The sequence below is a fragment of the Faecalibacterium sp. IP-3-29 genome (genome assembly GCF_023347335.1).
GTDB classification, from domain to species: domain Bacteria; phylum Bacillota; class Clostridia; order Oscillospirales; family Ruminococcaceae; genus Faecalibacterium; species Faecalibacterium duncaniae.
The window spans coordinates 1,301,091-1,326,861 of sequence record NZ_CP094471.1 but is presented as its reverse complement, the minus strand read 5'-3'; the positions used below and the strand labels follow the sequence as shown (position 1 = coordinate 1,326,861).

At 61.4% G+C, this 25,771-nt stretch carries 27 protein-coding genes; 8 read left to right on the top strand and 19 right to left on the bottom strand.

The window, feature by feature from the left end:
- Positions 1–9: 9 nt before the first annotated feature.
- From rsmB to MTP40_RS06300, 7 genes are read right to left on the bottom strand one after another with little or no spacing between them, the layout of a single operon-like run.
- A complete protein-coding gene (gene rsmB, locus MTP40_RS06330; RefSeq protein ID WP_249260015.1) occupies positions 10–1,332 on the bottom strand; it encodes a 16S rRNA (cytosine(967)-C(5))-methyltransferase RsmB in 1,323 nt (440 codons plus the stop codon).
- A complete protein-coding gene (gene fmt, locus MTP40_RS06325; protein ID WP_249260014.1) occupies positions 1,332–2,252 on the bottom strand; it encodes a methionyl-tRNA formyltransferase in 921 nt (306 codons plus the stop codon). Before fmt ends, rsmB begins: the two co-directional genes overlap by 1 nt.
- Complete coding sequence (gene def / locus MTP40_RS06320) at positions 2,252–2,788, bottom strand: peptide deformylase (protein ID WP_098922518.1); 537 nt, start codon at positions 2,786–2,788, stop codon at positions 2,252–2,254. The genes fmt and def overlap by 1 nt, the downstream gene beginning before the upstream one ends.
- 43 nt (positions 2,789–2,831) lie before the next feature.
- Complete coding sequence (priA, locus tag MTP40_RS06315; RefSeq protein WP_156069718.1) at positions 2,832–5,093, bottom strand: replication restart helicase PriA; 2,262 nt, start codon at positions 5,091–5,093, stop codon at positions 2,832–2,834.
- 23 nt (positions 5,094–5,116) lie between these two features.
- Positions 5,117–5,689 carry a guanylate kinase gene (gene gmk / locus MTP40_RS06310; RefSeq protein WP_207684693.1) on the bottom strand — a complete coding sequence of 191 codons (573 nt, stop codon included), beginning with the start codon at positions 5,687–5,689 and terminating at the stop codon, positions 5,117–5,119.
- 4 nt (positions 5,690–5,693) lie between these two features.
- Positions 5,694–5,963 (bottom strand): DUF370 domain-containing protein, encoded by a 270-nt coding sequence (locus MTP40_RS06305; RefSeq protein ID WP_097770781.1) that lies wholly within the window; start codon positions 5,961–5,963, stop codon positions 5,694–5,696.
- 31 nt (positions 5,964–5,994) lie between these two features.
- Positions 5,995–6,873: a YicC/YloC family endoribonuclease gene (locus MTP40_RS06300; protein WP_207684692.1), complete on the bottom strand. Its 879-nt coding sequence runs from the start codon at positions 6,871–6,873 to the stop codon at positions 5,995–5,997.
- Positions 6,874–7,111: 238 nt separating this feature from the next.
- On the opposite strand from MTP40_RS06300, the gene MTP40_RS06295 reads away from it, so the two are divergent.
- Positions 7,112–7,666, top strand: coding sequence for a TetR/AcrR family transcriptional regulator (locus tag MTP40_RS06295; protein ID WP_207684691.1), 555 nt, complete (start codon positions 7,112–7,114; stop codon positions 7,664–7,666).
- Between the two features lie 190 nt (positions 7,667–7,856).
- Positions 7,857–8,531, top strand: a complete 675-nt coding sequence (locus MTP40_RS06290; protein WP_207684690.1) for a hypothetical protein — start codon at positions 7,857–7,859, stop codon at positions 8,529–8,531.
- 83 nt (positions 8,532–8,614) lie between these two features.
- On the opposite strand, the gene MTP40_RS06285 is transcribed toward MTP40_RS06290, so the two are convergent.
- The 9 genes from MTP40_RS06285 to MTP40_RS06245 all read right to left on the bottom strand — a co-directional run bounded on the left by MTP40_RS06285 (position 8,615) and on the right by MTP40_RS06245 (position 16,039).
- Positions 8,615–10,018 carry an oxaloacetate decarboxylase subunit alpha gene (locus MTP40_RS06285; RefSeq protein ID WP_097770778.1) on the bottom strand — a complete coding sequence of 468 codons (1,404 nt, stop codon included), beginning with the start codon at positions 10,016–10,018 and terminating at the stop codon, positions 8,615–8,617.
- A 23-nt stretch (positions 10,019–10,041) separates the two neighbouring features.
- Entirely contained in the window at positions 10,042–10,422 is a 381-nt protein-coding gene (locus MTP40_RS06280; RefSeq protein WP_154276294.1) for a biotin/lipoyl-containing protein, read from the bottom strand.
- A gap of 64 nt (positions 10,423–10,486) precedes the next feature.
- Positions 10,487–11,806 carry a carboxyl transferase domain-containing protein gene (locus MTP40_RS06275; RefSeq protein WP_249260013.1) on the bottom strand — a complete coding sequence of 440 codons (1,320 nt, stop codon included), beginning with the start codon at positions 11,804–11,806 and terminating at the stop codon, positions 10,487–10,489.
- Between the two features lie 174 nt (positions 11,807–11,980).
- The gene (locus MTP40_RS06270; RefSeq protein WP_097770775.1) at positions 11,981–12,814 is read right to left on the bottom strand and encodes a pseudouridine synthase; all 834 of its coding nucleotides are present in this window, start codon (positions 12,812–12,814) and stop codon (positions 11,981–11,983) included.
- 115 nt (positions 12,815–12,929) lie between these two features.
- Positions 12,930–13,328, bottom strand: a complete 399-nt coding sequence (gene ytfJ, locus MTP40_RS06265) for a GerW family sporulation protein (RefSeq protein ID WP_005932665.1) — start codon at positions 13,326–13,328, stop codon at positions 12,930–12,932.
- A gap of 115 nt (positions 13,329–13,443) precedes the next feature.
- Positions 13,444–14,115 (bottom strand): DUF2953 domain-containing protein, encoded by a 672-nt coding sequence (locus tag MTP40_RS06260; protein WP_173016422.1) that lies wholly within the window; start codon positions 14,113–14,115, stop codon positions 13,444–13,446.
- Positions 14,112–14,642 carry an SMC-Scp complex subunit ScpB gene (gene scpB / locus MTP40_RS06255; protein ID WP_097772239.1) on the bottom strand — a complete coding sequence of 177 codons (531 nt, stop codon included), beginning with the start codon at positions 14,640–14,642 and terminating at the stop codon, positions 14,112–14,114. The genes MTP40_RS06260 and scpB overlap by 4 nt, the downstream gene beginning before the upstream one ends.
- Positions 14,639–15,364: a segregation and condensation protein A gene (locus tag MTP40_RS06250; protein WP_156069708.1), complete on the bottom strand. Its 726-nt coding sequence runs from the start codon at positions 15,362–15,364 to the stop codon at positions 14,639–14,641. Before MTP40_RS06250 ends, scpB begins: the two co-directional genes overlap by 4 nt.
- Complete coding sequence (locus MTP40_RS06245; protein ID WP_097770771.1) at positions 15,365–16,039, bottom strand: site-2 protease family protein; 675 nt, start codon at positions 16,037–16,039, stop codon at positions 15,365–15,367. It lies immediately after the preceding gene.
- Positions 16,040–16,226: 187 nt separating this feature from the next.
- On the opposite strand from MTP40_RS06245, the gene rpmB reads away from it, so the two are divergent.
- The 6 genes from rpmB to MTP40_RS06215 all read left to right on the top strand — a co-directional run bounded on the left by rpmB (position 16,227) and on the right by MTP40_RS06215 (position 21,448).
- On the top strand, positions 16,227–16,415 hold the full coding sequence (rpmB, locus tag MTP40_RS06240; RefSeq protein ID WP_005932647.1) for a 50S ribosomal protein L28: 189 nt from the start codon (positions 16,227–16,229) through the stop codon (positions 16,413–16,415).
- Positions 16,416–16,482: 67 nt separating this feature from the next.
- Positions 16,483–16,659: a DUF4250 domain-containing protein gene (locus MTP40_RS06235; protein WP_005932644.1), complete on the top strand. Its 177-nt coding sequence runs from the start codon at positions 16,483–16,485 to the stop codon at positions 16,657–16,659.
- Between the two features lie 17 nt (positions 16,660–16,676).
- Positions 16,677–17,429 (top strand): esterase family protein, encoded by a 753-nt coding sequence (locus tag MTP40_RS06230; RefSeq protein ID WP_249260012.1) that lies wholly within the window; start codon positions 16,677–16,679, stop codon positions 17,427–17,429.
- 12 nt (positions 17,430–17,441) lie between these two features.
- Positions 17,442–18,278 (top strand): sugar phosphate isomerase/epimerase family protein, encoded by an 837-nt coding sequence (locus MTP40_RS06225; protein ID WP_249260011.1) that lies wholly within the window; start codon positions 17,442–17,444, stop codon positions 18,276–18,278.
- A gap of 183 nt (positions 18,279–18,461) precedes the next feature.
- Positions 18,462–18,842, top strand: coding sequence for a metal-sensing transcriptional repressor (locus tag MTP40_RS06220; RefSeq protein WP_097770768.1), 381 nt, complete (start codon positions 18,462–18,464; stop codon positions 18,840–18,842).
- 35 nt (positions 18,843–18,877) lie between these two features.
- Positions 18,878–21,448, top strand: coding sequence for a heavy metal translocating P-type ATPase (locus MTP40_RS06215; protein ID WP_249260010.1), 2,571 nt, complete (start codon positions 18,878–18,880; stop codon positions 21,446–21,448).
- An 83-nt stretch (positions 21,449–21,531) separates the two neighbouring features.
- Here the strand turns inward: MTP40_RS06215 and MTP40_RS06210 are convergent, their stop codons facing one another.
- The 3 genes from MTP40_RS06210 to scfB all read right to left on the bottom strand — a co-directional run bounded on the left by MTP40_RS06210 (position 21,532) and on the right by scfB (position 25,714).
- Positions 21,532–22,734: a glycosyltransferase family 4 protein gene (locus tag MTP40_RS06210; RefSeq protein WP_249260009.1), complete on the bottom strand. Its 1,203-nt coding sequence runs from the start codon at positions 22,732–22,734 to the stop codon at positions 21,532–21,534.
- Between the two features lie 100 nt (positions 22,735–22,834).
- Positions 22,835–24,262 (bottom strand): amino acid decarboxylase, encoded by a 1,428-nt coding sequence (locus MTP40_RS06205; RefSeq protein WP_207684682.1) that lies wholly within the window; start codon positions 24,260–24,262, stop codon positions 22,835–22,837.
- On the bottom strand, positions 24,263–25,714 hold the full coding sequence (scfB, locus tag MTP40_RS06200) for a thioether cross-link-forming SCIFF peptide maturase (RefSeq protein WP_197036594.1): 1,452 nt from the start codon (positions 25,712–25,714) through the stop codon (positions 24,263–24,265).
- Positions 25,715–25,771: the final 57 nt, after the last annotated feature.

Genomic DNA, 25,771 nt, shown 5'->3' with positions numbered 1-25,771 from the left:
ACGGCGGGTTCATTGGGTTTTCTGCATGGCGCAGAGGAAAAAGCCGTCCATCCCGGTGCGGGTGGGCACCGAGAGCGCCCCGTGCTCCCCCACTGTCATTCCGTCAGGGAACGCCACAGCGGGCCGGACCACCCGGAACTCCGGGTGGCGGGCAAGGAATGCCGCCACCTGCTCCTCGTTCTCAGCGGGGTCGATGGTACAGGTGGAGTAAACCAGCCGCCCGCCTGCTTTCAGCAGAGCGGCTGCTGTGTCCAGAATGGACGACTGGGTGGCCAATAATTCATCGTGGCGTGCTTTTTCCAGCGTCTTATAGCGGATATCCGGCTTTTTTGCCAGAATGCCCAGGCCGCTGCAGGGAACATCCACCAGAATGCGGTCTGCGGCGGGCAGCTTTGGGTTGGGGCGGGTGGCATCATTGCAGAGGGCGGTGACATGGGCAAAGCCCATCCGTTCCACAGCGCTCCGGATGAGCCCGACCCGGTGCTCTGCCACATCGCAGCTGTACAGTGCGCCCTGCCCCTGCATCTCCTCGGCCAGCAGCAGCGTTTTGCCGCCGGGTGCCGCGCAGAGGTCGATCACGGTATCGCCGGGCTTTGCCTCCACACAGAGGGCTGCCAGCTGGCTGGCCTGCCCCTCCACATGGAAACAGCCCTCCTTGAAGAGCGGGTGCTCCGCCGGGCTGCCCTCGAACTTTGCCAGCACACTGCCGGGCACAAGGCCGGGCTGCGCGCTCTTCACGCCGCTTTCCAGCAGTTTTTCACAGAGGGCCGCGGCATCCATTTTCAGGCAGTTGGCCCGCAGGCTGGTGCAGCCGCCGTCGGCGGTGTGGGTCAGGATGCCCAGCGCTTCCTCGGGGTAATGGGTGCGCAGGAACTCTGCCACATCCTGCCCCGCAGAGCCCAGCACCATGAGGCGCTGGGTCTCGTTCCGGAAACGGGCAGTTTCCAGATCATAATTGCAGGCCTTGCGCAGGACGGCATTGACCAGCCCGGACGCACTCGCCTTTTTGAAGGTGCGGGTCAGCTTGACGGCCTCGTTCACCGCCGCCGACACCGGCACCTGCATATAACGGGCCTGCGCCAGTGCGGCCCGCAGGATCTCACGCACCTGCGGGTCCAGCCTGGCAAGGCCCTTGGGCAGGAACTGTTCCAGAATGAAATCCAGCGTGCCCTGATGTTCCAGCACGGTGTAGAAGATGGCACCAGCAAAGGCCTTATCCCGGCCCTCCAACTTCTGGCGGCGGAGTTCGGCATCCAGCACAAGGTTTGAGAAGCCGTCCTGCTCCTGCCGGACCAGTGCAGCCACTGCCGCTGCCCGTGGATTGGCCGCCATCAGAGGGTATCCCCCGCTTTGAGGCGCAGACCAGCCGCAAAGGAGGTGCCATCCATCAGCTTTTTGCCCTCAGGCACCACATGGAGCAGCTGGACCGCGCCATCGGCACAGGCCACCGTCAGGGGCTTTGTGGAAAGCACCGTGCCGGGAGCCTCACCGTTGGAGGCAGCCACGCGGCACTCGGTCACCTTGACCTTTTTGCCGCCTGCGGTCACGAACCAGGCCATGGGCCAGGGGTTCATGCCGCGCACCCAGTTGTGGATGTGCGCGGCAGTATCGGTCAGCTTGAACTCCGCCAGCTCCTTGTCCAGCATGGGGGCCAGGGTGGCATTCTCATGCTGCTGGGGCTGGGGCTGGAGGGTGCCAGCTTCCATAGCGGGCACCGCCTCACAGAGGACGCGGGCACCTACGGCGGTGACCCGGTCGAACAGCTCGCCGCTGGTCTCCTCCGGGCCGATGGCGATCTTCTCGCAGACCAGCACATCGCCGGTGTCCAGCCCCTCGTCCATCTGCATGATGGAAACGCCGGTCTCGGTGTCGCCGTTCAGAACAGCCCACTGCACGGGGGCGCTGCCGCGGTACTTGGGCAGCAGGGACACATGCAGGTTGATGCAGCCATACTTCGGAGCTTCCAGCACGGATTTGGGCAGGATGCAGCCGTAGGCCACCACCACGATGAGGTCAGGGGCCAGCGCCCGGATGTTGGCATCCTCGCTGCCGTCCCGCAGGGTACGGGGCTGGAACACGGGGGTCCCGTGCTCCAGAGCAACTTCCTTGACCGGGGGCGCGGTGAGCACCTGCTTGCGGCCCACCGGCTTATCCCGCCGGGTGTACACGCCGCAGATCTCGTGACCGGCGGCATACAAGGCCTTCAGGCACTCTGCGGCGATACCCGGGGTCCCCATAAACAGAATGCGCATCAGTTGTTTCCTTTCGCTTCACGGGCAGCCTTTTTGCCCTCCTCGGTGTCCTCGTAGAAATACTCGCTGGACTCCATGATGGTAATGCCGTCCAGATGGTCATTCTCGTGCTGGATGCAGCGGGCCAGCAGGTTCTCAGCCTCCAGCTCGAACCAGTTGCCGTTGCGGTCCTGCGCACGCACCTTGACGGCAACGGGACGGGTCACAGCACCGTTGTGGCCGGGGAAGGACAGGCAGCCCTCGTAGGCGGTCTCCTCATCCTCAGAAACAGCCAGGATCTCGGGGTTGACGAAATCGATGAACTTGTACTCATAATCCTCGGGGATCTCCTCGGGAGCATCGGTGGTGTCCCACACCACGAACACGCGGCGCAGCATGCCCACCTGAGGGCCTGCCAGACCCACGCCGTCGGCGGCGATCATCGTCTCCCGCATGTCATCCAGCAGGGTGGCAAGACGGTCGTCAAAGTTGGTCACGGGGCGGCAGACCTTGTTCAGGATGGGGTCGCCCTCTTTTACGATATTGCGGATAGCCATAGTGGTACCTCCAAAATTTGTTGTGTTGTATTGTTGTGTTGTATCAGATATCCCCGTCCGAGTGCAGATCGACCACAACGGTGGCCTTGCCGGGCAGTTTTTCCTGCTCGTAGAGGGTCAGCGTTTCCCGGATAAGGTCCCGGAAACGGCGGTCGTTGCGGCACTTGACGGTGAGTTTATAGCGGTAGGAATCGTTGATCTTTTCAATGCTGCCGGGGGTGGGGCCCAGCACCCGCAGGGGCAGGTCGGGCTGTTTGGCCGCCTGTCGGCCCAGCAGGGCCGCAAAGCGGGCGGAAGCCCGGGCCACCTCGCTCTCCTTTGGCCCGGCAAAACCCACAACGCAGAGCCCGCAGAAGGGCGGATAAAGCCCCAGCTTCCGGTAGGCGATCTCCTGCTCGAAGAACGCGTCGTAGTCCTGCGCGGCGGCAAGGTTGAGCACCGGGTTGTCCGGGTCGGTGGTCTGGATGATGGCAAAGCCGGGGTCTTTTGCCCGGCCGCTCCGGCCCACCACCTGCGTGACGAGGCTGAACACGGTCTCATAGGCCCGGAAGCCCTGGGCGAACAGGAGCGAATCGATGCCCAGCACGCCCACCAGCGTCACATCCTCGAAATCCAGCCCCTTGGCCACCATCTGGGTGCCCACCATGATGTCGTATTCATGCCGGGCAAACTTTGCCAGCAGCTTTTCGTGGGCATCCTTGGCGGCGGTGGTATCCTGGTCCATCCGCAGGATGCGGGCCTCCGGAAAGAGCTTTGCCAGCTCCTCCTCGGCCTTCTGGGTGCCAAAGCCCCGGTACTGCAGTTTTCCGCCGCAGGCGGGGCATCTGGCAGGGGGCGGGTCCAGCTGGCTGCCGCAGTAATGGCAGAGCAGCTTGTGGGCCGATTTGTGGTAGACCATGGGCACGCTGCACTTCTGGCATTTGAGCACCTCGCGGCAGTCCTCGCACTGAGCCACGGTCTGGTAACCCCGGCGGTTGAGCAGCAGAATGGTCTGCTTGCCTGCCTCAAGGTTGTGCCGGATGGCATCCTCCATGGCAAGGCTGATCTCCCGGGGGTTGCCGGAGGCAAGCTCGGCCCGCATATCCACGATCTGGACTTTGGGCAGCGGGTTGCCGCCATAGCGTTTGGTCAGGCGCACCAGCTGGGTGCGGCCATGCTGGGCGGCATAATAGCTCTCGGTGCTGGGGGTGGCGCTGGCCAGCAGGAGCAGGGCCCCGTTCTCCGCCGCGCGCTGCCGGGCCACCTCGTGGGCCGAGTAGCGGGGCGCGGATTCGGAGCGGTAGGTGTGCTCCTGCTCCTCATCAATGATGACAAGGCCGATGTTTTCCAGCGGGGAGAAGATCGCGCTGCGGGTGCCCACCACGATATCCGCGCCGCCGTCCTGGATCATCTGCCATTGGAGCAGGCGCTCGGTGTGGTTGAGGGCGGAATGCTGCACGGCCACCCGTTTGCCAAATTGGCTTTTCAGCCGCAGGATCATCTGAGGGGTCAGGCTGATCTCAGGCACCAGCACCAGCGCCCGGCGGCCCATCTGCAGGCAGTGCTCAATGAGCTTCAGGAACACCAGCGTTTTGCCGCTGCCGGTCACGCCGTAGAGCAAGGCCGAGTGCGGGGCTGCATCCTCCAGCCCGGGCAGCAGCGTGTCATAGGCGGCCTGTTGCTCCTCCGTGAGAAGGATGGGCTCGTTCTTCAGCGGGATGGAAGAATACAGGTCGATGGATTTGTTCACCTTGCTGCATTCCAGCACGCCCTTGGCGCAGAGGTTGTCCAGCACTGCCCGGCTGATGCCCTTTTCCTCCAATGCCGACAGGGTGCGCTCACCCCCGGCCAGCAGGGCTACTGCGGCCAGCTGTTTGGCGGTCGGCCTGGGCTTTGGGGGCAGCGTGCCCACCAGCTTATAGGCATTTTCCGTGTGGCGGACGAGCTGCTTTTGTAGCACCGGGGTCACGCCGTCCTCCGCCACGGTGGGCTTGTACTGTGCGCCGTAAGGGATGACCGCCTTGACGGCCTCGTAATAAGTGCAGAAGGTGCGCTCCTTCAAAAAATGCACCAGCCGCAGCAGCTCCGGGGTGAGGCAGGCAGAGGCCGGGGCCACATCGAACAGGAACTTGAGCTTTGCGCTCTCCGGTTCGGCATCGCAGGCCAGAACCACGCCCATCCGGGCACGGCTCCCCCGCCCGAAGGGCACCAGCACCATGCTGCCCAGCCGGACGGTATCCTGCTGGTCGGGCATGACGGCATAGGTATAGAGTTTGTCGAAATGAAAGGTCGCGTTGCTCACTGCAACGCCTACCGTTTTGGGCATTCAGGCAGCTCCTTCAAAGCGTTTTAGCGGGTCAGGCCCGCACGCTGGCAGATGACATCATAGAGCCTTGCGGCGCAGGCATCCACCTCGTCGTTGACCAGCTTGAGGGTGAATTTGTCCTGCTGGGCCAGCTCATTGCGGGCGATCTCCAGGCGCTCCCGGATGCTCTCCTCGCTCTCGGTGCCGCGGCCGCGCAGGCGGCGCTCCAGCTCCTGGGTGGAGGGGGGCAGCAGGAAGATGGTGGTGGCACCGGGATACATGCGGCGGATATTGGCCGCGCCATGCACATCGATGACCATGACCACCAGCTTGCCCGCGTTCAGCCGCTTGTTGACCTCTTCCTTCAGGGTGCCGTAGTAGTTGCCGTTGAAAAAATTGTGCTCCACGACCTCATCCTGATTGATGAGCTGCTGGAACTGCTCCTTGGTGCGGTAGTAGTAGTCTACCCCTTCCTGCTCCCCGGGGCGGGGGGAACGGGTGGTGGCAGAAACCGTTTTTTCGATCTCGGGGTGGGCCTTGCGCAAAGCGCTGACCACACTGTCCTTTCCGGTACCGGCGGCACCGGAAACGACAAACAGATATTTTTCATTTTCCATGGTCTTACTGCTCCTCTTCTGTCACTGCTTTGCCCTCGGCCTGACCGGCGGCACGGCTGGCCACCGTTTCGGGCTGAAGGGCTGAAAGGACAACGTGGTCGGAGTCCATGATGAGGACGGCGCGGGTGCTGCGGCCATAGGACGCATCAATGAGCATCCCCCGCTCCCGCGCTTCCTTGACCAGACGCTTGACCGGGGCAGAATCGGGGCTGACCACAGCCACCACCCGGCCCGCGCTGACCAGATTGCCAAAGCCGATGTTGATCAGTTTCATCTTTTCCTCCGAACCATCTGAATCTCAGGGTTTACTCCAGATTCTGGATCTGCTCACGGATCTTCTCGATCTCCGCCTTCATATCCACCACGATGCGGGTGATATCCAGATCCTGACACTTGGAGCCGATGGTGTTGGTTTCACGGTTCAGCTCCTGGGTCAGGAAATCCAGCTTGCGGCCCACGGGCTCGTCCAGCTCCAGAATGGAGCGGTACTGGGCGATGTGGCTGCGCAGGCGGACGGTCTCCTCATCCACGGCGGTCTTGTCGCCAAAGATGGCGGCCTCGGTCAGGACACGGGCATCATCAATGTTCCGGTCCTCCAGAATGACCTTGAGCTTTTCGTACAGGCGGTTGGTGTAGTTCTCCACCCGGCCGGCGCTCAGGGTCTCCACCCGGCCCACGCATTCTTCCAGAAAACGCAGGCGGTTCTCCACGTCAGCCTTCATCTTGGCACCCTCAGCGGCGCGCATCTCCACAAAGCGGTCCAGTGCCTGGGCGGTGACAGCGGAAACATCCTCCCACAGCTGCTCCTCATCCACATCGGCGTGGCGGGTGGTCAGCACATCGGGAAAACGGGCGATCATCCCGGCGGTCACATCGTTCTTGACCTCCAGCGTCTCAGACAGGGCCCGCAGGGCCTGCTGGTAGCTCTTTGCCAGCTCCTGATTCACAGCCACCACAGTATCGGCGGCATCCACGTTCTGCACCGTCAGGCTCAGTTCTACCTTGCCGCGGGTCACCCGCTCGTTCAGCTGCTTTTTCAGGCGGCTGTCCAGATAGCTGCAGGTGCGGGGCATCCGGGAAGAATACTCAAAGTACCGGGAATTGACGCTGCGCAGCTCCACCGTGATCTCACGGCCATTGCGCACAGCAGTTCCCCGGCCAAAACCGGTCATGCTCAAAATCATGCTTTTTTCCTCGTATTCCAAAGGGTTTTCTGCGGACATTCTTCGTATATGTATCCGCTTTGGGGCACACAGACCCATGTTACGATACATATACTATATATTTTACTCTGCCGCCCCTTTTTTTGCAAGCAATGCGGCGAAAAAAATCTATTTTACCCCCCTTGACAAGGGGCAGGAACAGCGCTATACTATGCATCGTGAACAGCGTTCATGTTGAGGAGGTGGTCATACGAATCCGATGGCAACGTCCAAGGAGGAGATCCTGAAAACGAGCCGGGTCCTCATCCAGCAGAATGGATGGGAAGCGGTCAACATCCGTGCCGTGGCAGCAGCCTGCGGGGTATCCGTGGGGTGCATCTACAACTACTTCGGTTCCAAGACCGAACTGGTGAGCGCGGCGGTGGAAAGCATCTGGAGCGATATCTTCCGCCACCCGGACGACCCGGCGGTGTTTGAGGATACCCTGTCCTGCATCCGCTGGATGTACCGGCAGATGGAGTACGGCTCTGAGCAATACCCCGGCTTCTTCACCCACCACGCGCTTGGCTTTGTGCGGCAGGATACCGCCGATGGCAAGCAGCAGATGCGGCAGACCTGGCAGCACATCCTGGATGCGCTGACCATGGTGCTGACCAGGGACAAAAAGATCCGGCCAGACGCATTTACTGAGGAATTCACCCGCCAGAAATTTGCGGGCATCCTGTTCTCCCTCATGCTTTCTGCCGTGGTGCAGCAGGATTTTGACCCCATAACGGTATTGGAGATCATCCGCAGGACCATTTATGAAGTGTAAAAAACATCCCACAGTCTTGTGGGAGTTTTTTACGGCCAAAAGTGAACAGCGTTCATATTGAGTGATGCAGGACATCTTCCCCAGCATTCCACCCACGGCAGTCTGCACATCACAACGATGCAGTCCGGTCGGCAATCGCTGACCGGATCGCGATAGAGCAGCAAACCAACCGTAAAGGAGCAACATTTTTATGAGAGCAATCATTGAGACCGTTTTCGACATCTTCTATCTGGTCACCGTGCTGACCTTGGGCATCCGCATGATCCGCGGCAGCAAGGCTGGCACCCAGTTCCGCCTGTTCGGCCTGATGGCCGTGGTGCTGGGTGCAGGTGACTCCTTCCATCTGGTGCCCCGTGCCCTGGCACTGTGCACCACCGGCCTGGAGAACTACGCTGTGCCTCTGGGCCTGGGCAAGTGGATCACCTCTGTGACCATGACCGTGTTCTATGTACTGCTGTACTACGTCTGGCGCAAGCGCTACCAGATCGAGGGCCAGAAGGATCTGACCATTGCCGTGTACGCCCTTTCTGCCGTGCGCATCGTGCTGTGCATGATGCCGCAGAACCAGTGGCTGACCAACCACACCCCGCTGACCTGGGGCATCTTGCGCAACATTCCCTTTGCACTGCTGGGCCTGCTGATCATCGTGCTGTTCTACCACAGTGCCAAGGAACACAAGGATCAGGCTTTCCGCTGGATGTGGCTGACCATCGTGCTGAGCTTCGGCTTCTATATCCCGGTGGTGCTGTGGGCAGATGTCAACCCCCTGATCGGTATGCTGATGATCCCCAAGACCTGCGCCTATGTCTGGACCGTGCTGATCGGCTACAACGCCATGAAGGCTGAGAATGGCAAGAACAACTGAGACCTGCGGGAACACAAAAAACAATAACAAAAAGAAGGGGCTGCTGCATCAAACGGTGCAGCAGCCCCTTCTGGTATTATGATTTAGACAGGGTGAGACTGATTGGTGTAATCAGCGTGGTCAGCGTCCACGCCCTGCTTCTTGGCATTGCGCTTCTCGAAGAACTTGGGTGCGACCTGCGGGAACATTGCGTAGGTCAGAACATCCTCTTCCTGAGTTGCCCACTTGGCGGCCTCAGCCTTCAGCTTGTCCATCTCGGGAGCCAGGGTGTCGGCAAAGCGGCAGGTGATGGGCTGCTCGTCGCCCAGGATCTTCTTGGTGAACTCGGGGCTGATGGGAGCGGGAGTCTTGCCGTAATCGCCGTGGACCAGGCCCTTGAACTCCTTGGTGACCATCTTGTAGCGCTCGCCCAGGATGACGTTGAACACAGCCTGCGTGCCAACAATCTGGCTGGTGGGGGTGACCAGCGGAGGATAGCCTGCGTCCTCACGAACGCGGGGGATCTCAGCCAGCACTTCGTCCAGCTTATCTTCCTTGCCTGCATCCTTCAGCTGCTTGAGCATGTTGGAGAACATGCCGCCGGGCACCTGATACAGCAGGGTGTTGGCATCCACGCCCAGGCTCTTGGGGCTGATCTGGCCGTTGGCGATGTACTTCTCGCGCAGCTTTGCAAAGTAAGCGCGGACAACGTTCAGCTGCTTCAGATCCAGGCCGGTGTCGTAATCGGTGCCCTGCAGGGCAGCGACCAGGCTCTCGGTGGGCATGTGGCTGGTGCCAAGGCTCAGGGGGCTCATGGCAGTATCGATGATATCAGCACCTGCCTCGATGCCCTTGAGGATGGACATGGAAGCCAGACCTGCGGTGTAGTGGCTGTGGATATCCACGGGGATGCTGACGGTCTCCTTCAGCTTCTTGACCAGATCATAGCAGGTGTAGGGAGTGAGCAGGCCAGCCATGTCCTTGATGCAGATGGAGTTTGCACCCATCTCCTCGAGGGTCTTGGCGTAGGCTGCAAAGTACTCGTTGTTGTGCACGGGGCTCAGGGTATAGCTGATGCAGCCCTGAACATGTGCGCCTTCCTTGTTGGCAGACTTGATGGCGGTCTGCAGGTTGCGGGGATCGTTCAGTGCGTCGAAGATGCGGATGACATCGATGCCGTTTGCAACGGACTTCTGCACAAAGTACTCGACAGCATCATCGGCGTAGGGGCGGTAGCCCAGCATGTTCTGGCCGCGGAACAGCATCTGCAGCTTCTGGTGGGGCAGCTCCTTGCGCAGGATGCGCAGACGCTCCCAGGGGTCCTCATCGAGGAAGCGGATGCAGCTATCAAAGGTAGCGCCGCCCCAGCACTCGACAGAGAAGTAAGGGATCTTATCCATTTCGGGCAGGATGGGACGCATCTCATCCATCGTCATACGGGTGGCCAGCAGAGACTGGTGAGCATCGCGCAGGACGACTTCCGTAATCTTGATCGGCTTTTTGGCCATGGTTGTCACCTCTTCCTCAGTTCTCAGTTCATGGAAACCAGAACGTCACCGGAGTTGACGGTGTCGCCCTTGTTGACGTTGACGGAGGCCACAGTGCCATCCTGAGGAGCAACGATCTCGTTCTCCATCTTCATGGCCTCGAGGATGACCAGCACGTCACCGGCCTTGACGGAAGCACCGGCTGCGACCTTGACATCCAGAATGTTGCCGGGCATGGGAGCCTTGACGGCGACAGCACCGGCAGCACCGGCGGGAGCAGCAGCCTTGGGAGCGGCAGCGGGAGCAGCCGGAACCTTGGGTGCGGCGGGAGCAGCGGGAGCTGCAACGGGAGCAGCGCCTGCGGCGGTCTCCTCAACGGAAACGCTGTAAGCAACGCCATTGACGGTAATATTGTAGTACTTCATGGAAGGATCCTCCTGAACAAAATCAATGTATGGATTCGATGTACGGTTTACGTTCCGGAACCGCTTACAGAGCCATGTTGCCGTGCTTCTTGGGCAGGCGGGCGGCACGCTTGGTGCTCAGCAGCTCAAAGGCGGCAACCACGCTTGCACGGGCGTTGGCAGCGTCGCAGGTCATATCAGCGGCACCGGCGGCAACGGCGTTGGCAGCGCTGCACACCTCAGCGGTGTACTGGGCAGCCTTGGCGTTGGTGGCGGCAATGATGTTGTCGGAAGCGTCGATCTCGGCCTTGTACAGGACGGAGACGGCAGCGTTGGGCTCCAGAGCGCTGACGGTGCAACCGTTGACGGCGATCTTCAGGTCAGCGTTGGCCAGAGCGGTGTAGACAGGGCCCACAGCCTTGCCGGACAGCAGAGCCACCTTGGCGGTGGTAGCATCGGCATAGGTAGCAGCCAGACGGGCAGCCTCACGGATGCCGCCTGCGATGTCATCGGTGGCGCTGGGTACAAAGCCGTTGGTGTTGACGATGGTCAGCACGGGCACGCTGAAAGCATCACACAGGCGGACAAAGCGGGAAGCCTTGGCCACGCAGTTGTGGCACAGGGTCTCGCCGGTGGCCACAATACCCACAGCGTTGCCGCCGATGGTTGCGAATGCGGTGTAGACGTGCTTGCCGAAGCCTGCGTACAGCTCCACAGCGCTGTCCTTGTCGATCAGGGCAGCGGCAGCTTTCTCGGGGGCAGCACCGGCGCTCAGAACGCTGGTGGGCTGCTCGAACTCGAAGATGGCGGGGCCGGTCAGGTTGTTGGCGGGCAGCAGACCCACGATGTGGGCAGCCTTCTCGGCAGCTTCCTCAGCGTTGGCAGCCACGATGGTAGCCACACCAGCCTTGGCAGCAGCCTCGGCAGTGCCTGCGCCGGGGACCTTGTCGCCCTTGGCGGCGGAGGTGAACGGAGCGGTGAAGAACAGCTCTGCATCCTCAGCCATGACGCACACGTCAGCATTGGCAGCGCTCAGTGCGCTGGTACCGCCGCACACGCCGGTGACGACTGCGATCTGGGGGATGACACCGGAAACCTTGGCGATGGTGGCGTTCAGCTTGGCGCTGGCGGTCAGAACGTCCAGACCCTCAGCCAGCTTAGCGCCGACAGAGTTGTAGAACGTGACCACCGGGCAGCCGGTCTGAGCAGCCATCTCCAGGACTTTGATGTTCTTCTCAACGTCCTTGACAGAGACAGCCTCGCCGTTCTGGTAAACAGCATAAGCCTGCTGACCAGCCGCATAGCCGCAGGCAGCACTCACTGCGCCGTCCGCAAACAGTGCGGTATACTCCCCGTCATCGAAAAACTTGGCGAGGATTTCTCCTTTGTTACTCTTTGAAGCCATGGTAAGACCTCCTGCTTTTCTATTTTGAGCTTTTTATTTTGAGCTTTCAAAATTAGTATTATTATACCTTATTTTGAGAGCGTTCACAAGGGCTGAAAGGCCCATTTTGCGGAAAAATTTCACAATCTTTTCCAGGATCAGACGGTTTTTGCGCCGTGAAAGCTGAAAAAACGATCACTTTCTCCGTTTTGCGGGGGCATTGCCGCTGCCCACAGGGCCCTTGGGGCGGCGAGCGGCAGCCTTGGACTGCAGCGATGCGCTGCGGGTCTGGGCGCGGCCCTTGGCGGCGGCGGCACGCAGACCGTTGACCTCTGCCTTGGTCAGTTCACGATAGGTGCCGGGCTTGAGCATTCCCAGCTTGACCACGCCCTCGGCGTTGCGCTTCAGGCGGACGACCTCCAGACCAACGGCTTCGCACATGCGGCGGATCTCGCGGTTCTTGCCCTCTTTCAGGGTCATCTCCATCACGGTGCGGCCGGGCTCATCGGTGACGACGTTGATGGCGCAGGGCATGGTCTTGGTGCCATCGTCCAGAACAACGCCGGAGCTCATCTTCAGGATCTGGCTCTCATCGGCCCGGGGCTGCACGGTGACGCGGTACAGCTTGGAGATGCCGCCCGACGGATGGGTGACAGCCTGCGCAAAGGCACCGTCGTTGGTCATCAGCAGCAGGCCCTCGCTGTCCTTGTCCAGGCGGCCCACCGGGTACAGGCGGGCGGGGATATCACTGACCAGCTCCATAACAGTCTTGCGGCCCAGCTCATCGCTGGCGGTGGTCACATAGCCGCGGGGCTTGTACAGGGCCAGATAGTAGAGCTGCTGGTTCTTCTGGATGTAGATGCGCTCGTCATCCACATGCAGCACATCCCGGTTGGGGTCCATCTTGTCGCCCACCTTGACGGGGTGGCCGTTGACCTTGACACGGCCCTCGGCAATGATCTGCTCGGCCGCGCGGCGGGAGCACAAGCCCTGCTCGGCCATGATCTTCTGAATACGTTCTTCTGCCATAATAAAACTCCTTGTGCGCCTCCCGGCGCTCAAAAGCGCACGCCGGAGCATGCGCTGAAAAAACTGCAAGTTGGAATCTTGCAGTTACGGCGGTGTGTTGGAGGACGGCTGGCCGTTACTGCTCGCTTTTAGGAGCAGCAGGCTCGTCCTTTTTAATGAGTGCGCTGACCTTTTCCACCAGTTCGGGGATCATGGTCAGGGCGCGGTCCACGGTGTTGTTGCCGTCAGAGAGCTGGATGGTGCGAACACAGCCATCCTTGACCACCAGGAATGCCACGGGCTGGATATTGACACCCGCGCCGGAGCCGCCGCCGAACAGATCCTTGTTGGCGGCGTTCTTGCCGTCGAAATCGGTGCCGGCAGAGGCAAAGCCGAAGCTCACCTTGGACACCGGCAGGATGGTGGTGCCGTCATCGGTGGTGATGGGCTTGCCGACGATGGTGTTGGAATCCACCATCTGACGGATCTTGTCCATTGTAACGTTCATCAGGTTTTGAATGGGATGCTCAGCCATAAATTCGGCCTCCTTACTTCTATATCAGGGAGCGGAACGCCGCTCCCACGGAACCACTTCCCTGCCCTGTACGGGCCGGGACGCGGACGCACCATACAAAAATATTATACCCGAGCTAGATAAAAACGTCCAGTACCTTTTCGCGCCAGAACGCATACAGAACGCGCAGAAGCGTGAAAACAATGGCATAGGCCCGGGCCGTGACCCGGAAGGAGACGTGATCCTTTACGGTGGGCTCGGCGCTGCCGAAATCCGGCAGGAGCCGGAGCTGCTCAAAGTCCAGATAGAGGAACCGGTCCAGAAAGCCCAGCGTCGGGTAGAGCCAGGCGTTCAGCCTGCCATAGCTGCGGGCAGCCTCGGCAGGGTCTTCGCCCCGGACACCGAGGACAACGTCGATCCGTGTGAAGCGCAGGGAGCCGATGATGGCCCGGGTGAGCTTTCCCGCCCCTTTTAAGATGGTGCAGACGATCTGCAGGGTCAGCTTCGCCTTCTGACGGGGCGGGGCTTCCTTTTGGGGCTTCTGTGCGCCGGACGCTTTCTTCTTTTTTTCTTTTTTCTTTTTCTCAGGCTTTTCCGGCGCGGGATACCGGAACACCGGGAAGGTGATGCCCAGTGCACCGGCCTTTACCTGAAAGATGCCCTCCGCCCACTGCACATCGGCGCAGAAGGGGCAGAACATGAGCAGCAGACCCAACACCAGCACCACCAGCAGCAGGATGCCCACTCCTTTTAAGAGGAACAGCAGCACCGTACCGATACCAGCGAGAATACTCCACAGGACACTCATTGGGCCGCCTCACTTTCCGTGCCCCGCACCGGGGGCAGATCCTCCAGACTGGACAGGCCGAAGCACCGCAGGAACACGTCCGTGGTGCGGAAGGCCACGGGTCTGCCGGGCAGGTCGAGACGGCCTGCTTCTTCAATGAGCCCCTTTTCCAGCAGGCCCGACACACTGGAGGAGGAATCCACGCCGCGCACCTGCTCGATGAAGGCGCGGGAGACAGGCTGGTTGTAGGCGATGACGGTCAGGGTCTCTATGGCCGCGGGGCCCAGCGGGATGGAGCGGCGGGTGTCCAGCACACGGCGGACGCACTCCGCAAATTCCGTCTTGGTGGCCAGCTGCCAATGGGTGTTCAGGTGGAGCAGGCACAGGCCGCTGTCCTCTTTCTGGCAGCGCTCGTGCAGTGCTTCCAGCGCAGATTCCACGCTGGCGGTGGGCAGCTGCAGCGCCTGGGCCAGCTTGTCGGCCCCGATGGGCTCCGCGTAGGCAAAGAGCATTGCCTCCACGGCGGCACGAATTTGTTTCTGATTCATTGCTCCTCCTTTGTGCGGTCGATGCGGCCCCGGCGCATCTTCAGCTCGCCCTCCGGGCCAAGCGTCACACGGCCGCCGCGCACCAGCTCCAGCAGCGCCAGAAAGGTGGCCACATTGGCCTCCCGGGTCTGGCGGCGGGAAAACAGCTGGTCCATCTTTTTTGCACCGCCTGCAATGAGCTGGCGCAGGATGTAGACCACCCGGCTGCTCACCGAGACCTGCGGGGCCGACACCAGCGGCTCGAACTGCTGCTGGGTGGGCATTTTGCGGACGGTGGTGCGCCCCATCAGGGCCTGCCAGCAGTCTGCCAGCACCTGCGGCGAATGGAAGAGATCATAGGTGTTGTCCCATTCCAGCCGGGCCGGGGTGCGCACGAACACGGTATATTCCTCTCCCCGCTCCCGCAGACGGGCGGCCATCCGGCGGCACTGGTCATATTCAATGAGCTGGCCGGTGAGCTCCTGCTTCATCCGCTCGCCCTCTTCACTGCGGGGCAGCAGCAAATAGCTCTTCATCTCCACCAGGTGGGCGGCCATCTCGATAAAGGCGCTGGAAATTTCAGGGTCGGTGCTCTCGGCCGATTCCACCGCGCGGGTGTACTGGTCGATAAGCTCCAGAATGGGGATGTTGTGCAGGTCCATCTTGTGCTTCTGCACCAGCGTGAGCAGCAGCTCCAGCGGGCCCTCAAAATCCTCCAGACGGAAGGTCAGTTCTTCTGCCACTCAGATCACCGTCCCGATGGCTGCATAATACGCAGAATAGGCGATCTGGTCGATGTAGCCGGTGCCGAGATCCAGCAGATCCCAGACCACATCATTGAAGGTGCCCAGCACGCCATCCAGCACACCGGCCCAGACAGCCGCCAGCAGGATGACGAAGATGACGCGCTCGTACCGCATGATCTGGAAGTAGATGCGCTGGGGCAGCACCACCAGCAGGATGCGGCTGCCGTCCAGCGGCGGGATGGGGATGAGGTTGAACACCGCAAGGCCCACATCCATCATCACTAAGTATTGGAGGAAGCGTGCTGCGAAAATCGTGATCATGGTGGTAGGGGCCCAATAATACAGGATCTTCCACGCCACCATGCCGAGGTAGGCCAGCAGCAGGTTGGCCGCCGGGCCTGCCAGCGCGGTGAGGGCCATGCCCCACTTGGGGTTTTTGAAATTGCGGGGGTCGGTGGAAACAGGTTTTGCCCAGCCCACCCCCGCAAAGATCATGCAGAGGGTGCCCACGAGGTCAAAGTGGCGGAACGGGTTCAGGCTGATGCGGCCCTCCCGCTTTGCGGTGGGGTCGCCCAGCAGCCAGGCGGCCAGCGCGTGGCCCGCCTCATGGAACGGGATGGCGATCAGGGTCACCAGTGCCCGGATGAGATAATACATTCCTTGTGCGGTCATTCGTTTCTCCCTCAGTTGGTTTTTATCCTATTGTACTATTTTTTCGCTTTTGGGGCAAGGGTTTGGCCCTGCAAGAAAAAAGTTGCGGAAAAATCAAATTTGCTCTTGCTTTTTCTCCGCATCTCTGGTAAAATAGTCAAGCTGATTATTTTGAATTCCATACTTCACTGTAGGAGGTGCAAGTACCATGGCTAAGTGTGAATGCTGCGGCAAGGGTGTTACCTTTGGTATCAAGGTTTCCCACTCTCATCGCCGTTCCAACCGTACCTGGAAGCCGAATGTCCGTCGTGTCAAGGCGGTCGTGGAAGGCTCTCCCAAGTATATCTACGCATGCTCTCGCTGCCTGCGCGCTGGCAAGGTTACCCGCGCTGTCTAAGTAGCTGCATCTGCCGGTCACTTTGTCGAGTGGCCGGCTTTTTTGTTATCTTCTGGAGGGATCGACGATGGCTCTGCCAAATGACCCGATCATGCTGCTGAGCATGATCAACCTGAAGCTGCGGGACTTCTACCCCACTCTGGACGCGCTGTGCGAGGATCTGGATGAGGACAAGGCCGCGCTGTGTGCCAGGCTTTCCGCTGTGGGGTACGCCTATGACCCCCAGCGCAATCAATTTGTGTGACAACAGGAGGATGCTGCATGATCCAAGGGACGTATTATAAGGAATGGAGCCGGATGCTGGGCCGCGACATGGAGTTCAAGGTCTACGGCCATGCCGGTACGCCGGTGCTGGCTCTGCCCGCGCGGGGCGGCCGCTTTTACGACTGGGAAAACAACGGAATGCCGGATGCCATTGCCCCGCTGCTGAATGAGGGCAAGGTGCAGCTGTTCTGCGCCGACAGCATCGATGCCGAGAGCCTGCTGGCCGGGGACACGGCTCCCCGCCGCCGGGCCGAGATGCAGGAAAAGTATTTCAATTACCTGACAGGTGAGCTGGCTCCCCGCATCCTGACCCTGAACGGTGCCAAAAAGGACACCCTGCTCTGGGCGGTGGGCGTGGACACCGGTGCGTATCAGGCAGTGAACTGCCGCCTGCGCCGCCCCAAGGTGTTCGCGGGTGCCATCGGCCTTTCCGGCCTGTACGATGTGCGCCGTTTCCTGGGCAATGCAGCAGATGACCTGGTCCTGCGCAATGCCCCCCTGGCCTATCTGGCAGAGGACGGCCTTGTGGACAAAAAGCTGCTGGAAAAGGCTGAGGAGAATGCCCTTCTCCTCTGTGCCGGTCAGGGCAGCTACGAGGGCGACGCGCTGGTGGACACCCAGGCCATGGCCGATGCACTGACCGGCTGCGGCCTGCCCGTGCATCTGGAAGTGTGGGGCAGCGATGTCTCCCACGACTGGTACTGGTGGGGCAAGGAGCTGAATCTCTTTGCCGCCCGTGTGTTCGGCTGATGGAGGTGGAGGATGCCTGAATTCATTCTTGGTGCACGCGGCCACGATTTTGGCCGCCATGACCCCGAGACCCTCTTTTCCTCCATCGGGCAGGCAGGCTTTGCCTGCACCCAGCTGGCCTTTACCAAGGCGGTGGAAGGCGTAAAGAGCTATGCCGATGTGACCCCTGCGCTGGTGGAGCGGGCAAGAGCAGCTGCGGCAGCGTCCGGCGTAGGCATTGCCGTGGACGGCACCTATGTGGAGCTGAGCTATGCCGACGAGGACAAGCGCCGTGCCGAGGTGGCAAAGGTGCTGAGCCAGATCCCTGTTGCCAAGGCGCTGGGTGCAGGCTGCATGGGCAGCGAGACCACCAACATGGCCAAACAGCCCGGTGTGACCCGGAAGGAGGCGCAGGAAGCGCTCCTGCGCAGTCTGGGCGAGATCCTGCCCGCCTGCGAGGAGCAGGGAGTGCTCTTTGCCGTGGAGTGCGTCTACTACCATGCCATGAATACCCCCGAGGCGGTGCGGATGGTGCTGGACACCATGGCAAGCCCCAACCTGCGCGTCATCTGCGATTTTGCCAACTATGTGGGCCCGGAGGCCTCGTCTGTGGATGCACAGCGCCGCATCTGGGACAAAGTAGGCAGCTGGTACGGCGACAAGATCACGGCGGTCCATTTCAAGGGCCAGAACTTCCAGCCGGATGGAACGCTCTATTCCACCAGCCTGGAGGATTCCTGTGTGGACTACGCCGGCGGCTTTGAGATGCTGCGGCAGATGCCGCAGGCTTCCCTGCCCGTGCTGCGGGAGGAAGCTGTGCCCGCCCGCGCCGCAAGCGACCTTGCCTTTATGCGCAGATTCGCCTACTGATCGTTTTGGATGCTTCAAAGGCTCTGTTCCCCGTTTGGGGCGCAGAGCCTTTTGTTTTATCTTCTTTGTTCATAAAAAATTCACAATGATACCCCCCAGCCCTACTTGCAGAAACAGGACCGCCGTGCTATAATGCAGCTATGGAGCAAGATACCCCCAAGGGGTAATGAAAGGAGAATAGACATGAGCGATGTGAACAAGATCCCGGAGGGAAGCTGCCCCCACTGCTCCCCCGCCCCGGCAGAAGCACCCTGCTGTGCCCCGGCTGAGGGAAGCACCGGCTGCGGCTGCCGCCACAAGCAGCGCACCGAGGAGGAGTACAAACACCTCATCACCCGGCTGAACCGCATCGAGGGCCAGATCCGGGGCATCCGGAGCATGGTGGAAAAGGACGTGTACTGCACGGATATTCTGGTGCAGGCCGCTGCCGCCAGAAGCGCCCTGAACGGTTTTACCCGGGAGCTGATCGACCAGCACCTGAGCACCTGCGTGGCTGAGGACCTGAAAAACGGCGGTGAGGAGAAGCTGCAGGAGTTTTTGTGGATCCTGAACAAGCTCGTTTGATCCCATTCACGCAGCGTTTTTATCGGAGGGAAACAATGGAACAGTATACTGTTACGGGCATGAGCTGCGCGGCCTGCTCTGCCCGGGTGGAAAAGGCCGTAAAAGCTGTGCCCGGTGTGACCAGCTGCTCGGTGAGCCTGCTGACCAACTCCATGGGAGTGGAGGGCACCGCCAGCGCATCAGCCATCGTCAAGGCAGTGCAGGAGGCGGGCTACGGCGCAAGCCCCAAGGCTGCTGCCGCCGAGACCCCCAGCGCCGAGCTGGATGCCCTGGCTGACCACGAAACACCCAGGCTGAAAAAACGGCTCATCGCATCACTGGTCTTTCTGGCGGTGCTGATGTATTTCTCGATGGGCCACATGATGTGGGGCTGGCCGCTCCCCCACTGGTTCGACGGCAACCACGTTGCCATGGGTCTGGTCCAGCTGCTGCTGGCGGGCATCGTAATGGTCATCAACCAGAAGTTCTTCATCAGCGGCTTCAAGGGCCTGCTCCACCGTGCCCCCAACATGGATACACTGGTGGCGCTGGGTTCCTCGGCCAGCTTTCTCTGGAGCACCTACGCCCTGTTCGCCATGACCCGCGCTCAGGTAGACGGCAACGATGCGCTCGTCATGCACTACATGATGGAGCTCTACTTTGAATCTGCCGCTATGATCCTGACCCTGATCACCGTGGGCAAGATGCTGGAGGCCCGCTCCAAGGGCAAGACCACCGACGCGCTCAAGAGCCTGATGAAGCTGGCCCCCCAGACCGCCACCCTGCTGCAGGAAGGGGCCGAAGTGACTGTACCCATTGCACAGGTGAAAAAAGGCGACCTCTTTGTGGTGCGCCCCGGTGAGAACATCCCGGTGGACGGCCTTGTGCTGGAAGGTTCCAGCGCCGTGAATGAGAGCGCCCTGACCGGCGAGAGCATCCCGGTGGACAAGGCTGCGGGAGACAAGGTCAGCGCCGCCACCACCAACCAGTCCGGTTTCCTGAAGTGTGAAGCCACCCGTGTGGGCGAGGATACCACGCTGGCCCAGATCATCCGGATGGTCAGCGATGCCGCCGCCACCAAGGCCCCCATTGCCAAGATCGCCGATACCGTTTCCGGCTTCTTCGTGCCCGCAGTCATCTCCATTTCGGTGCTGACCACCCTTGTCTGGCTGCTGCTGGGCCGGGAGTTCGGCTACGCGCTGGCCCGGGGCATCTCGGTGCTGGTCATCAGCTGCCCCTGCGCGCTGGGTCTGGCAACGCCTGTGGCCATCATGGTGGGCAACGGTCTGGGGGCCAGGAACGGCATCCTGTTCAAAACTGCCGCCTCGCTGGAAGCTGCAGGCCGTACCCAGATCGTAGCTCTGGACAAGACCGGCACCATCACCAGCGGCGAGCCCCGGGTCACTGACATCCTGCCCGCGGAGGGCGTTTCCGAGAGCGAGCTGCTGACGCTGGCGGCCTCGCTGGAGCAGAAGAGTGAGCACCCGCTGGCCAAGGCAGTGCTGGCCTATGCCGAGACCGAGACCATCGCCTGCCCCGATGTGACTGATTTTGCCGCCCTGCCCGGCAATGGCCTTTCCGCCCGGCTGGACGGCATGGAGATCTACGGCGGCAATGCAGAGTTCATCGCCACCAAGGCATCCGTACCCGCCGAACTCCAGGCCGAAGCCGCCCGGCTGGCCGCTGAGGGCAAAACGCCCCTCTTCTTTGGCGGTGCAGGCCGCCTGATGGGCGTGATCGCTGTGGCGGACACCCTCAAGGAGGACAGCCCCCGCGCCATCCGGGAGCTGCAGAACATGGGCATCCGGGTGGTCATGCTGACCGGCGACAACCAGCGCACCGCCGATGCCATTGGCCGACAGGCGGGCGTGGACGAGGTCATTGCAGGCGTTCTGCCCGACGGCAAGGAGGCCGTGATCCGCAGGCTGCAGGAGAGCGGCAAGGTGGCCATGGTGGGCGACGGCATCAACGATGCCCCCGCCCTGACCCGCGCGGACACCGGCATCGCCATCGGTGCCGGTGCCGATGTTGCCATTGACGCGGCCGATGTGGTTCTGATGAACTCCCGGCTCTCCGATGTGCCCGCCGCCATCCGGCTGAGCCGCGCCACCCTGCGCAACATCCACGAAAATCTGTTCTGGGCGTTCATCTACAACATCATCGGCATCCCGCTGGCCGCCGGTGTGTTCATCCCCTTCGGCCTGACCCTGAACCCCATGTTCGGGGCTGCAGCCATGAGCCTTTCCAGCTTCTGTGTCGTGAGCAATGCCCTGCGGCTGAACCTGTTCGACCTGCACAGCACCAAACACGACCGCAAACCCAAGTCCGCCGCCCTGCCCGCTGCCCCCGTGCAGCCTGCAGCGGCTGAAAATACTGCCGAACCCGTTTCGGCTCCCGTTGTCAAGGAGGACAATGCCATGAAAAAGACCCTGCATGTTGAAGGTATGATGTGCTGCCACTGCGAAGCCCGCGTGAAAAAGGCGCTGGAAGCCCTGCCCGCTGTGGACGAGGCCGTGGTCAGCCACGAGACCGGTACCGCCATCGTCACCCTGAACGCCGAAGTTTCCGACGCAGACCTGAAGAAGGCTGTTGAGGATCAGGACTACAAGGTAACCGGCATCGAATAACGGATGCGCAAAAAGCAGCGCCCTGTTTCCCATTGCGGGAGACAGGGCGCTGCTGCTTTTTCTGGATTCTTTGGGGATTGGGATCACACCCAGCTGAGGATGCTTTTGTGTTCAGACTCGTACCGCTTCAGCGCAATGGCCTGCTGGTAAGCATCCAGCACCTGCTGAGCGAAATGCTCTGCCGAGTAGCGGGCCGCGGTGGCCAGAGCGTTCTGGTGCAGCTGCCCGCGCAGGGCGGGGTCCGAGATGATGGTGTTCAGTGCCGATGCAAACTCGGCTTCGTCCTTCCACTGCCAGCCGTTGAAGCCGTTTTCCACCACGCCATCCAGGCAGGGGTCCGCACGGCAGAGCACAGGCAGACCACAGGCCATGCCCTCGAAGTAGGTCAGGCCCTGGGTCTCGCTCTGGGAGGCGCTGACGAAGATATCGCCCACGCGGTACCACCGGGGTACCTCATCGGGCTTGACCATGCCCACAAAGCGGACACGGTCGGTCAGCTTCAGCTCCTTTGTCAGTGCTTCCAGGTCAGGCCGGGCGGGGCCGTCGCCCACAAACACCAGCCACGGGCGGCTCTGCTCCGGCTGCGCGGCCAGCAGACGCACCAGCTGGGCGTGGTTCTTCTCGGCAGCCAGACGGCCCAGCGAGAGCAGGACGGTATCCCCTTCCGGGATGCCCAGCTCTGCCCGCATCCGGGCCTTTTCCTTGCCGTTGTCCTGCGCCGGGCCAAAGGCGGTCAGGTCGATGCCGGTGGGCACTGTGACCACCGGGCAGCTGACCCCGTAGCGGTTGAGCATGGCGCGCACCTTTTCGGTGGGGGCCAGCATGAGGGAGCAATAGCCCGAGAGGATGCGGGTGGCCTTTTCGGCGGTCATCCGGCCCAGACGCTCACTGAAGAAAAGGTACTGGGTATAATCCTCGTAGACAGTATGGTAGGTATGTACCACCGGGCAGTGGCACCGGCGGGCCACCCGCTGTGCCAGCATAAAGGTAGAAAACTCGCTTTGCGTATGGATGACCTCCGGGCCCCAGGCTTCCAGCTCGTCCAGCCAGTGGGAGATGGGCAGAGCGCCCGCCGCACTGATCCGCACGCCCGGGTAGACCCGCTCCGCGCTGATGCTGCCCACATACAGGATGCCGTTTTCCTCATGGGAATGGCCATTCTGGGCAAGGGTCACCACCCGCACGTCGTGGCCCAGCGCCAGCAGCTGGTGGTACAGCAGCTCCACCGAGCGCACCACACCGTTGACCATTGGGGACCATGTATCTGATGCAAGAAGAATTTTCATTGGAACACCTCAGATTACCGCATAGAATAGGGGTTATGTTCTCTGTTCTATCCTTAATACGTTTCAGAGCCGCAGAATCTTGCAAATCCGCCCTGATTTTTCAAAATTTTTCCGGTTTCACCACCGAGACCGTCTCCACGCCGTAGGCTGCGAAAAGCTCCAGCGCCGCCGGGCCGATCACCTCGCCGCTGACCACGATGGGAATGGCGGGCGGGCAGGACACAGTGGGCAGAGCGCAGACCCTGCCCAGCGCAGACCCTGCCGGGATGGTCTCCTGCGGGGCAAACACAGCCTGCCGCACGGTCAGGCGGGGCTCCGCCTGCCGGGCCAGCGCACAAAACGCCTCCCGGTGCTCGGCAGGGGGTTCTGCCGGGGGGATGCCCCGCGCACAGAGTTCTGCCAGAGCCGCCTCCAGCCGGGCCATGTCCTCCGCCGGGTTCTCTGGGGTGAACATCAGCACAAGGTAACGGGGGTCGGCATATTCGCACTCCATTCCGTTTTGCCGCAGATGGTCGGCCAGTGCCTGCCCGGTCAGGCCCAGCGCCGCTGCGTCCAGCGTCAGCTTCATGGGTTCCCGGGCGGGACCGTCCAGTGCCAGCGGCAGGGCCGTGCCCTGTGCGGCAGCCAGCGCATTCAGGCGGGCACGCAGAGCGGCCAGCCGGTCACAGCACTCCTGCAGGCGTGCCGGGTAATCGGTGGAAAGCAGCCGGTTGCAGGCATCGAGAGACTGCAGGATCAGATAAGACGGGCTGGTGGAGCCGAACAGCGCCAGCGCGCTGCGCACGGTACTTTCCTCCTGCACGGGGGCCTTGGGGCCCAGATGCAGGTAGGCTCCCCCGGTGAGCACCGGCAGGGTCTTGTGGCCGGAGTCACAGCAGGCCGCCGCGCCCAGGTCGATGGGGTGGCGGCTCCCGCCGGGCAAAAAGCGCAGGTAGGCCCCGTGGGCGTTATCCACCAGCAGGGGCACGCCCTGGGCATCGCAGACGGCAGAGAGGGCCGCGATGTCCTGCATCCCGCCCAGATAATCCGGGCTGGTCAGGTAAACGCCAAAGGGTGTCCTCCCCTGCCCGGCCAGCTCCTCAAGGGCGGCGGAAAGGGCCTGCACCGTTACCGGGCAGCTGCACAGCGCGCCGGTATCCTCCGGCGCGGGCCAGAGCCACCGGATGTCGAAGTCCAGCAGAGCCGCTGCATAGAGCAGGGCTTTGTGGGCATTGCGGGCCGCCAGCAGCACCGGGCGCTTGCCGGTGCAGGGCGCACCCTGCATAGCAAGGCAGAGCATGGCCCGAATGCACTGGGAAGAACCCTCGGTGCTGTAATAGGTGTGGGCCGTGCCGAACAGCCGGGTGGCGTTGGCCTCGCTCTGCGCGATAATGCCCTCGGCCTCGTAGAGCTCATCGGCCCCCCGGATCTCGGTGATATCCCACGGCTCACAGCCCAGCAGGCTTTGCCCCTTATGCCCCGGCATGTGGAGCCGGGCAGTGCCGGACTGGGCGTACTGCCGCACAAAATCGACGATGGGGGTGGTCATTTATTCGCAGGCCTCGCCGTCGGCGCAGGCATTGCAGGTGGAGCCCAGCTGGATGGGCACTTCGATGCCCTGCGCGGCCAGCTCCTGATTCTGTGCCACCTGGATCATAATGGCGCACTCCATCCGCTTGCGGAACAGCTCACAGCCGTACTCGTACACGCCGGTGATGCTGCCGGTTGCGTGATAGGAGTTGGCTGCACAGCCGCCGGAGCAGTAGAGCTTTGCCCAGCAGTCCTGGCACTCCTTGCGGGCGTAGGCGTTGCAGTGCTTGAACTCGTCCCGGACTGCCGTGTTGGTGACACCCTTCCAGATATCGCCCATCAGGTACTTGGGATCGCCCACGAACTGGTGGCAGGGGTACAGATCGCCCCAGGGGGTCACAGCCATGTACTCGGTGCCGGAGCCGCAGCCCGAAATGCGCTTGTAGATGCAGGGGCCGCCGGTCAGGTCGATCATGTAGTGGTAGAAGGTGAAGCCGCGGCCCTCACGGTTCCGCTTGATCATCTCCTTGGCCAGGATCTCATACTGCTCCTTCAGGATGGGCAGATCTGCCTCGGTCAGAGCGCTGGGGTCACTGGGGTCGCAGACCACGGGCTCCATGCTCAGCTCGGTAAAGCCCAGATCTGCCATGTGGAAGATATCGTTGGTGAAGTCGGTGTTGTAGTGGGTAAAGGTGCCGCGCATGTAATAGCCCTTATCGCCGCGCTTCTTTACAAACTCCTGGAACTTGGGCACAATGGCATCGTAGCTGCCATGGCCGGCGTAGTCCTTGCGGAAGCGGTCGTGGACTTCCTTGCGGCCGTCCAGGCTCAGGACCACGTTGTGGCATTCCTTGTTGCAGAAGTCGATGACATCATCGTCAATGAGCATGCCGTTGGTGGTCATGGTGAAGCGGAAGTTCTTATTGTGGATCTTCTCCTGCTCACGGCAGTAGGCCACCAGCTTCTTGACCATATCAAAGTTCATCAGAGGCTCGCCGCCGAAGAAGTCCACCTCGAGGTTGCGGCGGCTGCCGGAATTCTCAATGAGGAAATCCATTGCACGCTTGCCCACCTCAAAGCTCATCAGGGCACGCTCGCCCTGATAGCGGCCCTGCGAGGCAAAGCAGTAGGAGCAGTTCAGGTTGCAGGTGTGGGCCACATGCAGGCAGAGGGCCTTGACCACGGTGTTGCGGTTCTTGAAATCGAACGCGAGGTTCTCATAGGTATCGGGGCTCCACAGCTTGCCGGATTCCTTCAGGCTTGCCACATCATCGATGCACTGGCGCAGGTCGGCCTCGGTCACGTCCTCACGGTCGCCGTACTTTGCCATCATGGCGGCAACGATCTCGTCGGCGGTGTGGTCGGGGTACATGGCAATGACATCATACGCCACCTCATCCACCACATGCACCGAGCCGCTGCAGGTATCCAGCACGATGTTATAGCCGTTCAATTGATACTGATGTACCATTTTATTCTCCATTCCATTGTTACATAAAAAAATGCCGCCCGGCAAAGGCGGCATCCG